At 62.7% G+C, this 13,061-nt stretch carries 11 protein-coding genes; 6 read left to right on the top strand and 5 right to left on the bottom strand.

The features are described 5' to 3' along the window. The first annotated feature begins 40 nt into the window (after positions 1 to 40). The 6 genes from LCH97_RS05080 to LCH97_RS05055 all read left to right on the top strand — a co-directional run bounded on the left by LCH97_RS05080 (position 41) and on the right by LCH97_RS05055 (position 6,447). The gene (locus LCH97_RS05080; RefSeq protein ID WP_227303769.1) at positions 41 to 1,420 is read left to right on the top strand and encodes an aspartate aminotransferase family protein; all 1,380 of its coding nucleotides are present in this window, start codon (positions 41 to 43) and stop codon (positions 1,418 to 1,420) included. 221 nt (positions 1,421 to 1,641) lie between these two features. Then, positions 1,642 to 2,580: a flagellar motor protein MotB gene (gene motB / locus LCH97_RS05075; protein WP_227303767.1), complete on the top strand. Its 939-nt coding sequence runs from the start codon at positions 1,642 to 1,644 to the stop codon at positions 2,578 to 2,580. Then, positions 2,580 to 3,326, top strand: coding sequence for a class I SAM-dependent methyltransferase (locus LCH97_RS05070; protein ID WP_227303765.1), 747 nt, complete (start codon positions 2,580 to 2,582; stop codon positions 3,324 to 3,326). The genes motB and LCH97_RS05070 overlap by 1 nt, the downstream gene beginning before the upstream one ends. Further along, positions 3,313 to 4,641, top strand: a complete 1,329-nt coding sequence (locus LCH97_RS05065; protein ID WP_227303763.1) for a histidine kinase — start codon at positions 3,313 to 3,315, stop codon at positions 4,639 to 4,641. The genes LCH97_RS05070 and LCH97_RS05065 overlap by 14 nt, the downstream gene beginning before the upstream one ends. 3 nt (positions 4,642 to 4,644) lie before the next feature. Then, positions 4,645 to 5,436, top strand: a complete 792-nt coding sequence (locus tag LCH97_RS05060) for an RNA methyltransferase (RefSeq protein ID WP_227303761.1) — start codon at positions 4,645 to 4,647, stop codon at positions 5,434 to 5,436. A gap of 84 nt (positions 5,437 to 5,520) precedes the next feature. After that, positions 5,521 to 6,447 carry a GNAT family N-acetyltransferase gene (locus tag LCH97_RS05055; RefSeq protein WP_227303759.1) on the top strand — a complete coding sequence of 309 codons (927 nt, stop codon included), beginning with the start codon at positions 5,521 to 5,523 and terminating at the stop codon, positions 6,445 to 6,447. A gap of 96 nt (positions 6,448 to 6,543) precedes the next feature. Here the strand turns inward: LCH97_RS05055 and fdhE are convergent, their stop codons facing one another. The 5 genes from fdhE to fdnG are packed head-to-tail and all read right to left on the bottom strand — an operon-like array spanning position 6,544 to position 12,864. Continuing rightward, on the bottom strand, positions 6,544 to 7,428 hold the full coding sequence (gene fdhE / locus LCH97_RS05050) for a formate dehydrogenase accessory protein FdhE (RefSeq protein WP_227303757.1): 885 nt from the start codon (positions 7,426 to 7,428) through the stop codon (positions 6,544 to 6,546). Next, the gene (gene fdhD / locus LCH97_RS05045; protein WP_227303756.1) at positions 7,418 to 8,278 is read right to left on the bottom strand and encodes a formate dehydrogenase accessory sulfurtransferase FdhD; all 861 of its coding nucleotides are present in this window, start codon (positions 8,276 to 8,278) and stop codon (positions 7,418 to 7,420) included. The genes fdhE and fdhD overlap by 11 nt, the downstream gene beginning before the upstream one ends. Next, entirely contained in the window at positions 8,275 to 8,895 is a 621-nt protein-coding gene (locus LCH97_RS05040) for a formate dehydrogenase subunit gamma (RefSeq protein WP_227303754.1), read from the bottom strand. Before LCH97_RS05040 ends, fdhD begins: the two co-directional genes overlap by 4 nt. Then, positions 8,892 to 9,794 (bottom strand): formate dehydrogenase subunit beta, encoded by a 903-nt coding sequence (gene fdxH / locus LCH97_RS05035; protein ID WP_227303751.1) that lies wholly within the window; start codon positions 9,792 to 9,794, stop codon positions 8,892 to 8,894. The genes LCH97_RS05040 and fdxH overlap by 4 nt, the downstream gene beginning before the upstream one ends. A gap of 13 nt (positions 9,795 to 9,807) precedes the next feature. Next, positions 9,808 to 12,864, bottom strand: a complete 3,057-nt coding sequence (gene fdnG / locus LCH97_RS05030; protein ID WP_227303749.1) for a formate dehydrogenase-N subunit alpha — start codon at positions 12,862 to 12,864, stop codon at positions 9,808 to 9,810. Positions 12,865 to 13,061 lie beyond the last annotated feature (197 nt).

The following is a 13,061-nucleotide window of genomic DNA, read 5'->3' as shown; positions in this document are numbered from 1 at the left end:
CAACCCTGGTACCGCAGGCGGTGTTTACTGGAGAGTAGAAATGACGCAGCAACGTAATACCGCAGCCTGGCGCGAGATGGATGCCGCTCACCACCTGCACCCCTTTACCGATACCGCTTCGCTGAACGAGCAGGGCGTGCGCATGATCACCCGTGCGGACGGCATTTACCTGTGGGATAGCGAAGGCAACCAGATCATGGACGGCATGGCCGGCCTGTGGTGCGTGAACATCGGCTACGGCCGCAAAGACCTGTCCGACGTGGCCAAGCGCCAGATGGACGAGCTGGCTTATTACAATACCTTCTTCAAGACCTCCCACCCGGCGGTGGTAGAGCTGTCGCACCTGCTGGCCCAAGTGGCCCCGCAGGGCTTCGATCACGTGTTCTACACCAACTCCGGCTCCGAGTCGGTGGATACCATGATCCGCATGGTGCGCCGCTACTGGGATGTAAAAGGCAAGCCAGAGAAGAAAACCCTGATCGGCCGCTGGAACGGCTACCACGGCTCCACCATTGGTGGCGCCAGCCTGGGCGGCATGAGCTATATGCACGAGCAGGGCGATCTGCCGATTCCCGGCATCGTGCACGTAGAGCAGCCGTGGTACTACAAACACGGCAAGGACATGACGCCGGAAGAGTTCGGCGTGGCTGCTGCGCGCTGGATCGAAGACAAGATCCTGGAAGTGGGTGCCGACAAGGTAGCCGCCTTTGTGGGCGAGCCTATCCAGGGTGCCGGCGGCGTGATCGTGCCACCGTCCACCTACTGGCCGGAAGTGCAGCGCATCTGCCGCAAGTACGACATCCTGCTGGTGGCCGACGAAGTGATCTGCGGCTTTGGCCGCACCGGCGAATGGTTCGGCCAGACGCATTTCGGCTTCCAGCCGGATATCTTCACCACCGCCAAGGGCCTGTCGTCCGGCTACCTGCCTATCGGCGCCGTGTTCGTGAACGACGAAGTAGCCAGTACCCTGGCTGCCGGTGGCGACTTCAACCACGGCTTTACCTATAGCGGCCACCCGGTAGCCGCCGCCGTAGCGCACGCCAACGTGAAAGCCCTGCGCGACGAAGGCATTGTTCAGCGCGTAAAAGAAGACATCGGCCCCTATATGCAAAAGCGCTGGTGCGAAACCTTCAGCCAGTTCGAACACGTGGACGACATTCGCGGTGTAGGCTTGATCCAGGCGTTTACCCTGGTGAAAAACAAGCAGACGCGCGAGCTGTTCGCCAACTGGGGCGAGATCGGCCTGATGTGCCGTGACATCTTCTTTGCCAATAACCTGATCATGCGTGCCTGCGGCGACCATATCGTGTCGGCGCCGCCGCTGGTGATCAGCAAGGCAGAGGTCGACCAGATGATCGACACGGCCGCGCGTTGCATGGCCGAGTTCGAGCGCCAGCTGAAAGAAAAAGGCCTGGCCTGAGCCGCCCACGGCTAGCAAAAAACCCGCTGCGGCGGGTTTTTTGCTGTTTTGCCGCTACGTGCATGCTGTGCGGCAGCCGCAAGGCAGCACAGCAGCTGCAAGTCATGTAGTAAGATAAGGGTTGGCCGCATGCCTTAAGCTGCGGCAGCGTCTAATCATACCGACGGGCTAGCTGGCCAGCGCCGCACCCGTGTTTACCTGCGATAACAAGGGCTGCAAGCATGGCTGACGAATCACAACGCCCCATAGTCGTCAAAAAGATCAAAAAAGGTGGCCACGGCCACCACGGTGGTGCGTGGAAAATTGCCTACGCCGACTTTGTTACTGCCATGATGGCGTTCTTCTTGCTGATGTGGCTGTTGGGCTCTACCTCGCAGGGGACGCTTAGCGGTATCTCCGACTACTTCAAATCGCCACTGAAAACCGCTTTGCAGGGCGGTGAGGGTGCAGGCGCGTCTACCTCGGTGATCAAGGGGGGCGGTACCGATCTGACCAAATCTGCCGGCCTGGTCAAAAAGGGTAACCCGGACCCGGCCAAGGCCGAAGAAGAAGCACAAAAGCTGAACAAGCTGCAAAAGCGCCTGCAAGCCAAGCTGGAAGAGGGCATGGCCAAAAGCGAATTCATGAAGCAGTTCAAGAACCAGGTGAAGATGGAAATGACGCCCGACGGCCTGCGCATCATGATCATCGACGAGCAGAACCGCCCCATGTTCCAGTCGGGTGGCTTTGCCCCGATGGGCTATACCCGCGAGATCCTGCAGTCCATCGGCCGCGAGCTGAACGATATCGATAGCCGCATCAGTATTTCTGGCCATACCGATGCCAACCGTTTTTCCGGCAGTGATGCCGGCTATACCAACTGGGAACTGTCTGCTGACCGGGCCAATGCAGCGCGGCGCGAGATGATTGCCGGCGGTATGCTGGATGAGAAAGTCCTGCGCGTGGTGGGCCTGGGCCCGGCTGACCCCTTGAACAAGCAAAACGTGTTCAGCCCGGAAAACCGCCGTATTGCCATTGTGATCCTGAACAAAGACGCCGAGGCGCGTATCCGCGGCGATGGCCTGATTTCCTCTGATGCCGACCTGAGCAATGCTACGGTCAGCAGCCCGCAAGAGGCCGCTGCAGCGGTAGCGCCGGTGGCGCCCGCAGGCGGGCACTGATGCTGGCAGCCCTGCTGCGTGCCCTGCTGATCCAGCTGACGGCGGCACTCCTGGTGTTCTATTTTGTGGCGCCACTGGCGCAGCCTGTACTGTGGAGTGGGCTGCAGGCGGCGCTGGCGCTGCTGCTGGCCAGCCTGTTGCGCCTGCAAGGCATGGGGCGCTGGCTGCATGCCGTGGCGGGCCCGCTGGTGTTGGCCGCCTTGTGGCTGGCGTTGCCACCCTGGGTGTATCTGCTGGCGTTTGTGCTCACTTATGCCGTGTCACGTAATGCCATTACCGAGCGTGTGCCGCTGTATCTGTCATCCCGCGAAAGTACCGAGGTGCTGGCCGCCTGGCTGCCACAGGGTGCCCGCGTGCTGGACCTGGGCAGTGGCGATGGCCGCGTGGTGTTGCGCCTGGCGCAGCTGCGCCCCGATGTGCAGGTAGCCGGTGTCGAAAATGCCATGCTGCCTTGGCTGTGGAGCTACTGCCGCCATGTGCTGGCGGGCCGCCCGGCTAATGCCCGCTTGTACTACGGTAACTTCTGGCAGCAAGACTGGGCGCAGTACAACGTGATCCACGCCTTTCTTTCTCCGGCGCCGATGGAAAAGGTGTGGCAGTATTTTTTAAACAAATGCCACACAAATAGCTGGCTGGTTAGTAATACATTCACTATCAATACTGAAGAGCCTGCCCAGCGCTTGCCGCTGGGGGGGATTTTGCAAAAAGAACTCTTGATCTGGCGGCACCCGCATGGAACTAGCTAACTGGTTGTCTTCCCTGGCTGAAAACCGCTGGCCTATCCTGCCTGGCACCGCAGTCAAAGTTCGCCAGATGATGAGTCAGCACCCTGACCAGATCGCCTTTTCCGATCTGTCCAACCTCACTTTGTCCGACCCCTTCCTGCTGCTGGACTTGCTGCGGGTAGTGGGCGCGTCCAAAGCTCTGCAGCGCAGCGAGGCCACCCCGACGGTGGAGCAGATGCTGATGATGCTGGGGCTGGAGGCCGTCAACACCCGCTACCGCAATATCCCGATTCTGGAAGTGAGCCGTGGCAAGCTGGACGAAGACGTGCTGGACGCACTGGGCGACTGGCTGGGGCGCAGCCGCATTGCCGCTTTCACCATCAAGGGTTGGCTGGCCATGCTGGACGACTACAAGGTAGAAGACTGCTTCCTGGCAGCGCTGGTGTACAACCTGCCGGCCTGCCTGTACCTGATTTACCGCAACCGCGTGCCGCATGGCCCGCTACTGCAGGAAGTGTCCGACGTTTTCAAAACCGAGTACCCCAAACTGCTGGAGCAGTTCATCCAGAAAATGCCGCTGCCAAGCGGCCTGCTGGCCAACCTGGGCACCGGCCCGGGCAACCGCCGCAAGCAGCTGCTCAAGCTGGCCATTGCCACCGCCAATGGCGTGGATCAGGGCTGGTGGCGCTCGCAGTGGAATGTGGGTATCGAGGCAGCAGCCAAGCTGATAGGCTGCAGCCCGGAAGACGCCCACAAAGTGGTACAGCAGTCCATTTTGCAAATCGCCCGCAACCCGCGCGCCACCGGCTACACCTACAGCGCTCGCGCCTATATGTACATGGAAGGCCCGTTCCCCAGCCTGGTCAAACAAAATCCGGTATCCACGCTCAGCAGTGCCGAGCAGCTGGATGTGGCGCTGCGCGAGTCTATCCGCCACTTTGCCAACGACCTCAAGTTGGAACGCATTTTCTTCCTGCGCTACGACCAGCCTAGCCATACCTTGCGCTTGCGCTACCAGGTAGGGCTGGACGACCACGACCCGATACGCAAGCTGGCGGTATCGCTGGAGCCAGGCAGCTTCTTCAACCTGCTGGCCAGCAAACCGCAAAGCTTCCATGCGCCCGCCGCCACGCGGGCACAGCTAGCCCGCAAGTACGAAGACCCGTTCTTTGGCCACCTGGGCGATAGCGCCTTTGCCTGCATGTCGGTATTTACCGGCCACACGCTGGCGGGCGTGTTCTTTGTCGATAATTTCCGCAGCAATAAACCCATAGACGACGACACCTACCAGCGCTTCAAGGAAACCGTGGCGCGGGTGTCGCAGATAGCCTTGTAAAGCATGACATTCCAGAAAACCCTTACCTCGGCGGCCAACGATGAACTCAAACATCTGGGCCGCCTGCTCACCAATGCGCGCGATCGCCGCAAACACGGCCAGCTGGTGCTGGAAGGCTTGCACCTGCTGCAATCTGCCATCGACGCAGGCCTGGGCATTGACGCTGTTTACGTGAACGAAAGCGCGCAGCACCACGGCGAGCTGCTGCCTTTGCTAGCCAGGCTCGATCGCCGCCTGGCGGTGCTGGTGGCCACGCCGGTACTGGCCAAAGTCACCGCGTTGGCCACGCCGGCCGAGGTGCTTACCGTGTGCCGCCGCCCGGCAGCGCAGCCTACCGCCGCCGGCGCGCCGTGCGTGATGCTGGACGACGTGCAAGACCCCGGCAACCTCGGCACCATTTTGCGCTGCGCGGCTGCGGCCAACGTGCGCGATGTGTATCTGTCCAAAGGCTGTGTGGATGTGTACTCGCCCAAGGTGCTACGCGCCGGAATGGGGGCGCACTTTGCCCTGAATATCCACGAAGCCGCCGACCTGCCCGCCGTGCTGGCCACCTGGCCGGGGCGCAAGCTGGTTACCCATCTGGAGGGCAGTGTGTCGCTGTACGGCCAGGATCTGGCTGGCGATGTGGCTTTTGTGTTTGGCAATGAAGGCGCCGGCGTTAGTGCCGATGTGCTGGCGGCGGCCGACCTGCGTGTGCGCATTCCCATGCCCGGCCACGCCGAATCGCTGAACGTGGCCATGGCCGCGACCGTGTGCCTGTTCGAGCGCGTGCGCCAGCTGGAGGCAGCCTGTTAAGGCTTGCCAGTATTGCCGCAGCATGGCAGGGTGAAAACCCTGCCATTTTCATTTGCGGCAAACCTTTCGCTCGCCGGACCTGCCATGCACATCGCCTTCGAACACCCGGACCAGCCCGATATCATCGCCCTCATCGCCGAGCTGGACGCCTACCAGGGCGGCCTGTACCCGCCCGAGGCCTGCTATACGCTGGACATCACCGGGCTGGCCCAGCCGCAGGTGCGCTTTGCCGTAGCGCGTGACGCGGCAGGGGTAGCGTGTGGCTGCGCCGCCGTCGTATTGGGTGCGGATTGCGGCGAGATCAAGCGCATGTACGTGCAGCCGGCCGCGCGCGGGCAGGGCGTAGCCGGCCAGTTGCTGTTGCAATTGGAAGCTGAGGCGCGGGCGGCAGGCTGCCTGGCGCTGATGCTGGAAACCGGCCCGTTGCAGCCGGCGGCACTGGCTTTTTACACGGCGCAGGGTTTTGCGCGCTGCACCGCCTTTGGCGACTACCCCGACCACCCGCTGAGCGTGTTCATGCGCAAGCCACTGGCTGACGATGCCGTGCCAGCGGGCTACCAGCTGCAGCCGTGCGTTGCTGACGATTTCGAGGCGCTGCTGACGCTGCGCCTGGCAGCCATGCGGCCTAGCCTGCAAGCTATCGGCCGCTTCGACCCCGAGCGTGCGCGTGCGCGGTTGGCCGCCAGCTTTCAGCCAGCGGATACCCGCTGGATCGCGCGCGCCGGTAAGCGCATCGGCTTTCTGGCGCGTCGCCAGCTGGCCGACTGCCACTATCTGGACCACCTGTACGTGCTGCCAGGCTTACAGGGGCAGGGCGTAGGCGGTGCGGTGCTGCAGCACTTGCAGGCCGAGGCGGCGGCAGCCGGCTTGCCGCTGTGCCTGGGCGCCCTGCGTGGCAGCGCGGCCAACCTTTTCTACCAGCGCCATGGTTTTGTGCCTACGCACGAAGAAGAATGGGATATCTACTACCGCTGGCAAGCTGCTGCCAAGCTGGCGAAGCCCGCCGAGTGATGATGCCCGGCGGTATTTGCCCGCCAGGAAGGTATGAAAATGGCCGCATAGTGTGCGGCCATTTGCTTGGTGCAGCTAGCTGGCGGCTACCGGCACCTATGCCTCGCCGGCAATAAAGTACGGGTTCACGCCGATGCGGCCGTAACCTGCTTCGCCGGCCAGCATGTCCAGCATCAGGCTGGCCAGATCGTCGGCAAAGGGTTCGGCCAGCGGGTCCAGCAAGGTGGACACGATTTTCAGCTCGCCGTGGCAGCTGTCACAGCATTCCGCCTCTTGCACGGCACGGTGCTGGTGCGGCTGTTTGTGGTTGGGGGCGGCCGGCTCGGCGTCGCGGTGGGCCAGGCTGCGGTATTGCAGCTGGCGGGTATTGCCGCAGCCCAGGCATTTCACGCGGGTGACGTGCCATTCGCTGGCGCACTGGCTGCAGCAGGCATAGCGCACGGCGTGGCCGCTGTCGCCACGGCGCAGCAGCGATGCCACCGGCGGGGCGTGGCATACCGGGCAGTGGTCGCTCTCGATATGCTGCAGGCGGCCAAGGTCCCGCTGGCGGGCGCTGATAACGGCTTGCACCTGCAGGGACGCACCCAGTAGCGGCAGGCCGGCGTGCAGGGCAGCGTTGGCCGCAGCCGTGCCGGTACGCAGTGAGGTCGCCAGTGCTTGCAGGGCGTCGTCGTCCATGGCCAGCAGGCAGTGGATGGCGCTGTGGCTGCTATCGCCCAGCGCCAGGCCTAGCGCCTGGTGCAAACGGGTCAGTATGTCGCGCAGGCTGGCAGTGCTGCTGACGGCCTGTTCTGCCAGGCTGTCGTGGCAAGCTTGCTGGGCTTGTGCGATGGCGGCGCAGCATTGCAGGAAGTCGGCCATGGCATGGCCCTGCGCCAGGGTGAGCAGGCGCTCGGCACGGCGGGTAAATACCTGCTGGCCTGGCGGGCGTAGCGGCTGCGCAATAGCGGTGTCCTGAATGGCCAGATCGTCAATAAACATGGTTGTTTTCCGTTGCGTGGGCGGTAATAAGCCGCTCGGTATGGGTGTAGGCCACCAGGCGGCCGGGGCGGGCAAAGCCTGCCAATAGCAGGCCGCATTGCCCGGCCAGCCTGGCCGCATAGGCGGTGGGGGCAGACACGGCGATCAGCGCCGGGATGCCGGCTTGCGCGGTTTTCTGCACCATCTCGTAGCTGGCGCGGCTGGACACCAGCACAAAGCCGTCGCGGGTGTCGGTACCCTGCCGGCGCAGTGCACCGATCAGCTTGTCCAGTGCGTTGTGGCGGCCTACGTCCTCGCGGACCAGCACGATGCTGCCGTCGGCGTGGCAGTACGCCGCCCCATGGGCGGCACCGGTGGCCGCGTGCAGGGGCTGCTGCGCCGGCAGGGCGGCCACGGCGCGGGCGATGCTGTCGGCGTGCAAGGTTGGCCGCACGGGCAGGGGCGCGATGGTTTGCGCCACGGCGTCCAGGCTATCTACGCCGCACAGGCCGCAGCCGGTGCGCCCGGCCATATTGCGCCGCCGTGCTTTGAGTTGGCTAAAGCGCGCGCTGGCTATATCGAGCCGCAGCTCTATGCCGGCCTCGCTTTGCCAGGCCTCGCAGTCGTACAGCTCGCTGGCGTGGGCCAGGATGCCTTCGCTCAGGGCAAAGCCCAGCGCGAAGTCGTGCAGGTCGGCGGGGCTGGCCAGCAGTACCGCGTGCGAGACGCCGTTGTACACCATGGCCACGGGCACTTCGGCAATCAGCTGGTCGGTGGCGGCCACCGTGCTGCCCGCCTGCAGGCGCAGTACCGGCAGGCACTGGCTGGCAGGCAGGGTGTCATCGGCAGGCACGGGCAGCGCGCAGCTCATTTTTGCTTGCCTGTCATTTCACGGTACCAGCGCGGGTGGTGTTTCTTGGCCCAGGCGTGGGTCACCACGCCTTCCACCATGGCGCGGATGGTGCCTTTTACCCAGAACGCGGCGTACACGTGCACGATAATGCCGGCGATCAGCCCCGTAGCGGCCCAGGCGTGCGCCAGCAGCGCCAGGCGGATAACCGGAATCGGGAAATAGCCGGCAAAGTAAGGCCGCCAGGCGATGAAGCCCGACACCAGCATCACGGCCATGCACACGCACATCAGCCAGAACATGCCCTTCTGGCCGCCGTTGTACTTGCCGGTATCGCCCACCTCGTGGCCGGACAGCACGGTCTTGACCGATTTCATCCAGCGGATGTCTTCGCTGTTGATCAGGTTATGGTGCCAGTAGCGGAAAAACTGCCGCGCAAAAGCCACGAACATGATCACGCCCACAAAGGGGTGGATGATGCGCGCCAGCTGCGGGGTGCCAAATACGCCGGTGAGCCAGAAGAAAGCCGGGTAGAAAAACGCCAGGCCAGAAATCGCCAGCAGGATGAAGCACACCGCCACAATCCAGTGGTTGATGCGTTCGGCCGCGCTATAGCGCTGGATCAGTTGCTCTTTCATGCCTTGTCCTCCTGTTTGGCGGCAGGGTTGGCCGCAGCGTGTTCATCTTCGTCGTCCGGGCGGTTCGGGCCCACGGTGATGTAGTGGAAGAAACCGAACAGGCCGGCTGCGGCAATACCGATGGTGGCCAGCGGTTTGAGCCAGCCTTTCCACAGCTGCACGGTGGTGCTGATGGCCGGGTCTTTCGGCAGGCCCGAGTACTGCTCCGGCTTGTCGGCGTGGTGCAGTACGTACATCACGTGGGTGCCACCCACGCCTTGCGGGTCGTACAGGCCGGCATTGGCGTAGCCGCGGTTTTTCAGGTCGGCCACGCGGGTGGCGGCCACGTCTTTCATGTCTTCCTTGCTACCGAACTGGATGGCGCCGGTAGGGCAGGTTTTCACGCAGGCCGGCTCCTGGCCCACCGATACGCGGTCCGAGCACATGGTGCATTTGTAGGCCTTGTTGTCCTTCTTGCTGATGCGCGGCACGTTGAACGGGCAGCCGGAAATGCAGTAGCCACAGCCGATGCAGTTTTCCTGGTGGAAATCCACAATGCCGTTGCTGTACTGGATGATGGCACCCGGCGACGGGCAGGCTTTCAGGCAGCCGGGGTCGGCGCAGTGCATGCAGCCGTCTTTGCGGATCAGCCATTCCAGCTTGCCGTTGCTTTCTTCTTCGGCAAAGCGCATCACCGTCCAGGCGTCGGCACTCAGGTCGGTAGGGTTGTCGTACACGCCGATGTTGTGGCCAACCTCCTCGCGGATGTCGTTCCACTCCGAACAGGCTACCTGGCAGGCCTTGCAGCCGATACAGGTGGAAACGTCGATCAGTTTGGCGATTTCGATGGTCTTGCGCGCCTGCGGGCTGGCCGTGGGGCTGGCGGAGCGGCGGGTAATATCAAGTGATTGCAGTGCCATGTTCCGGGGCTCCTCAGGCTTTTTCCAGGTTTACCAGGAAAGATTTGTACTCGGGCGTCTGTGTATTGCAGTCACCCACGGCAGGGGGCAGGCTGTTGGTCAGGTAGCCTTTTTGCGCCACGCCTTCCCAGCCCCAGTGCAGCGGAATGCCGATCTGGTGTACGGTCTGGCCGTTGACCTGCAGCGCCATCAGTCGCTTGGTGACTACCGCCTTGGCCTTGATGAAGCCGCGTTTGGAGCTGACCTTCACCGTGTCGCCTTGCACGATGCCTTTTTCTTTTGCCAGTGCTTCGCCGATCTCGACAAACTGCTCCGGCTGCGCAATGGCGTTCAGCAGTACCGACTTGGTCCAGAACTGGAAGTGCTCGGTCAGGCGGTAGGTGGTGCCCACGTACGGGAACTCCTTGTGCGTGCCCAGGCGCTCGCGGTCGGTCTTGAAGATGCGCACCGCCGGGCTGCTCACTACCTTGGGGTGCAGCGGGTTGGTGCCGATCGGGCTTTCCATCGGCTCGTAGTGCTCGGGGAAGGGGCCATCTGCCAGCTTGTCGGTACAGAACAGCCGCGCTACGCCTTCCGGGTTCATGATGAAGGGGTTCATGCCGCTATCCGGCCCGGCGTCGGCCTTGAAGTCGGGGATGTCGGCCCCGGCCCATTTTTCGCCGTTCCAGCCAATCAGTTTGCGTTTCGGGTCCCACGGAGCACCGGCCGGGCTGCAGCTGGCACGGTTGTACAGGATGCGGCGGTTGGCCGGCCACGACCATGCCCAGCCCGGTGTGTTGCCCAGGCCGGTGTCGGTGTTGTCGCGGCGAGCCATCTGGTTGCCGGCCTGTGTCCAGCTGCCGGAGAAAATCCAGCAGGCGCAGCTGGTGCTGCCATCGTCCTGCAGTGCGGCAAAGCCGGGCAGCTGCTCGCCTTTTTTGGCCAGGAATTTGCCGGCTTCTTTCGGGTCGAGCAGGTCGGCCAGCGCCTTGCCGTTCATCTCGCGCGCCAGTTCTTCCGGGCTCGGGGCGTTCGGGTCGCGGTAGTTCCAGGCCACGTTCAGGATAGGCTCGGCTACCTTGCCGCCTTCCTGCAGGTACATCTGGCGCAGGGTGTTGAACAGCTCGCCGATGATCTCGTTGTCGCCCTTGGCTTCGCCTGGTGCGTCAGCGCCTTTCCAGTGCCACTGCAGCCAGCGTGCCGAGCTGACAATGGCGCCGTCTTCTTCGGCAAAGCAGGTGGACGGCAGGCGGAATACCTCGGTCTGGATGTCGGCCGGGTTCACGTCGTGCGACTCGCCCTGGTTTTGCCAGAAGGTAGATGTTTCGGTGGCGATCGGGTCGATGATCACCATGTATTTGAGCTTGCTGAACGCCTGTGTGACCTTGGTGGCGTCCGGGAACGACGCCAGCGGGTTGAAGCCCTGCACGATGAAGCCATTCATCTTGCCCTGGTGCATCAGTTCCACGATGTGCAGCACGTCGTACAGCTTGTCCCACTTGGGCAGCCAGTCAAAGCCCCAGTTGTTGTCTGCGCTGGCCTTGTCGCCCCAGAACCACTTCATCAGGCTGACAAAGAACTTGGGCGTGTTGCTCCAGTAGTTGAACTGGTTAGGCTGCAGCGCCTTGGGCGTGGTTTTGGCGATGTAGCTGGCGTAGTCGGGGTGGTCTTTCTCGTTGGGCAGCGTCAGGTAGCCCGGCAGCGAGGTGGACAGCAGGCCCAGGTCGGACAAGCCCTGGATGTTGGAGTGGCCGCGCAGCGCGTTCACGCCGCCGCCTGGCATGCCCATATTGCCCAGCAGCAGCTGGATCATGGCCATAGTGCGGATGTTCTGCGCGCCCACGGTGTGCTGGGTCCAGCCCAGTGCGTACAGGATGGTGCCCACTTTATCCGGGCGGGCGGTTTCGCCCAGCTGTTTGCACACTTCCAGAAAGCCTTCTACCGGTGTGCCGCACAGGTTGGTGACCACTTCCGGGGTATAGCGGGCAAAGTGGGCCTTCATCAGGTTCCACACGCAGCGCGGGTGCTGCAGCGTGGGGTCGGTCTTGGCGTTGCCGTCGGCGTCCAGCTCGTAAGCCCAGCTACTGCGGTCGTACTTGCCCTTGGCTTCGTCGTAGCCGCTGAACAGGCCTTCTTCAAAGCCAAAGCCTTCGCTCACGATAAAGCTGGCGTTGGTATAGGCTTTCACGTAGTCCCAGTGGATCTTGTCGTGGGCAATCAGCCAGTTGATCACGCCGCCCAGGAACGGGATGTCGGCACCGGCGCGAATCGGCATGTATAAGTCAGACACCGCCGCGGTGCGGTTGTAGCGCGGGTCCACCACAATCAGCTTGGTGCCGCGGGTTTTCTTGGCTTCGATCGCCCATTTGAAGCCTACCGGATGTGCCTCGGCGGCGTTGCCGCCCATCACCAAGATGAAATCGGCGTTCTTGATGTCTACCCAGCTATTGGTCATGGCGCCACGGCCAAAGGTAGACGCCAGCGCCGATACGGTAGGGCCGTGGCAGACGCGGGCCTGCGCATCGGTAGCGATAATGCCCAGGCTGCGCAGGAATTTTTGCGTGATGATGCCGGTTTCGTTGGAGCCCGCCGAGGCGGTAAGCATGGCGGTGGTCAGCCAGCGGTTAAGCGGCACACCGTCGGCATTTTTGTCTTGTACGTTGGCGTCGCGGTCGGCCTTCATGTGCTTGGCAATGCGGTGGATCGCGTCGTGCCAGCTGATGCGCTTCCATTCATTGCTGCCGGCTTCGCGTACTTCCGGGTATTTCAGGCGTTTGGGGCTATGGATGAAGTCCAGCAAGCCTGCGCCTTTGGGGCAGAGCGAGCCGCGGCTTACCGGGTGGTCCGGGTCGCCTTCGATGTGCATGATTTCCGCTTTGGCGTTCTTGGCACCGTCACCCAGGCTGTACAGGATCAGGCCACAGCCCACCGAACAGTAGGTACAGGTGTTACGCGTTTCGCGGGCGCCCAGCAGCTTGTACTGGCGCACCTCGGCCAGCGCCTCGGCCGGGCTGAAACCCATGGCTACCAGGCTGGAGGCGCCTACTTGCGCCGCGCTGAGTTTGAAAAACTGCCGCCGGTTCACTTCCATCGGACTCTCCTTTTTATCGCTATTCGTTTGACGTACGCCGGGTTGCGCAATAGCCTTGGCATAGCATTTGCCGTGCCCGGGATAGGGTTTTTGCTTATGTCACGAATAAACAAGGCTTTACGTTATCCGGCCTGCCGCCGGTAGCAATAAAAGCCAGACAAATAGTCCCAATGCCCCTGTGCCGGGTGCGACTATTT

It is taken from the genome of Vogesella sp. XCS3, assembly GCF_020616155.1.
Taxonomy (GTDB): domain Bacteria; phylum Pseudomonadota; class Gammaproteobacteria; order Burkholderiales; family Chromobacteriaceae; genus Vogesella.
Note: the sequence above shows the minus strand (reverse complement) of the source record. Positions and strands in the feature narration are given on the sequence as shown.

Bases quoted from the DNA above. Each gene is read 5' to 3' on its own strand.
- LCH97_RS05070 (WP_227303765.1), top strand. From the start codon at position 2,580: ATGCTGGCAGCCCTGCTGCGTGCCCTGCTGATCCAGCTGACGGCGGCA.
- fdnG (WP_227303749.1), bottom strand. From the start codon at position 12,864: ATGGAAGTGAACCGGCGGCAGTTTTTCAAACTCAGCGCGGCGCAAGTA.
- motB (WP_227303767.1), top strand. From the start codon at position 1,642: ATGGCTGACGAATCACAACGCCCCATAGTCGTCAAAAAGATCAAAAAA.
- LCH97_RS05080 (WP_227303769.1), top strand. From the start codon at position 41: ATGACGCAGCAACGTAATACCGCAGCCTGGCGCGAGATGGATGCCGCT.
- fdhE (WP_227303757.1), bottom strand. From the start codon at position 7,428: ATGTTTATTGACGATCTGGCCATTCAGGACACCGCTATTGCGCAGCCG.
- fdhD (WP_227303756.1), bottom strand. From the start codon at position 8,278: ATGAGCTGCGCGCTGCCCGTGCCTGCCGATGACACCCTGCCTGCCAGC.
- LCH97_RS05060 (WP_227303761.1), top strand. From the start codon at position 4,645: ATGACATTCCAGAAAACCCTTACCTCGGCGGCCAACGATGAACTCAAA.
- LCH97_RS05040 (WP_227303754.1), bottom strand. From the start codon at position 8,895: ATGAAAGAGCAACTGATCCAGCGCTATAGCGCGGCCGAACGCATCAAC.
- LCH97_RS05065 (WP_227303763.1), top strand. From the start codon at position 3,313: ATGGAACTAGCTAACTGGTTGTCTTCCCTGGCTGAAAACCGCTGGCCT.
- LCH97_RS05055 (WP_227303759.1), top strand. From the start codon at position 5,521: ATGCACATCGCCTTCGAACACCCGGACCAGCCCGATATCATCGCCCTC.
- fdxH (WP_227303751.1), bottom strand. From the start codon at position 9,794: ATGGCACTGCAATCACTTGATATTACCCGCCGCTCCGCCAGCCCCACG.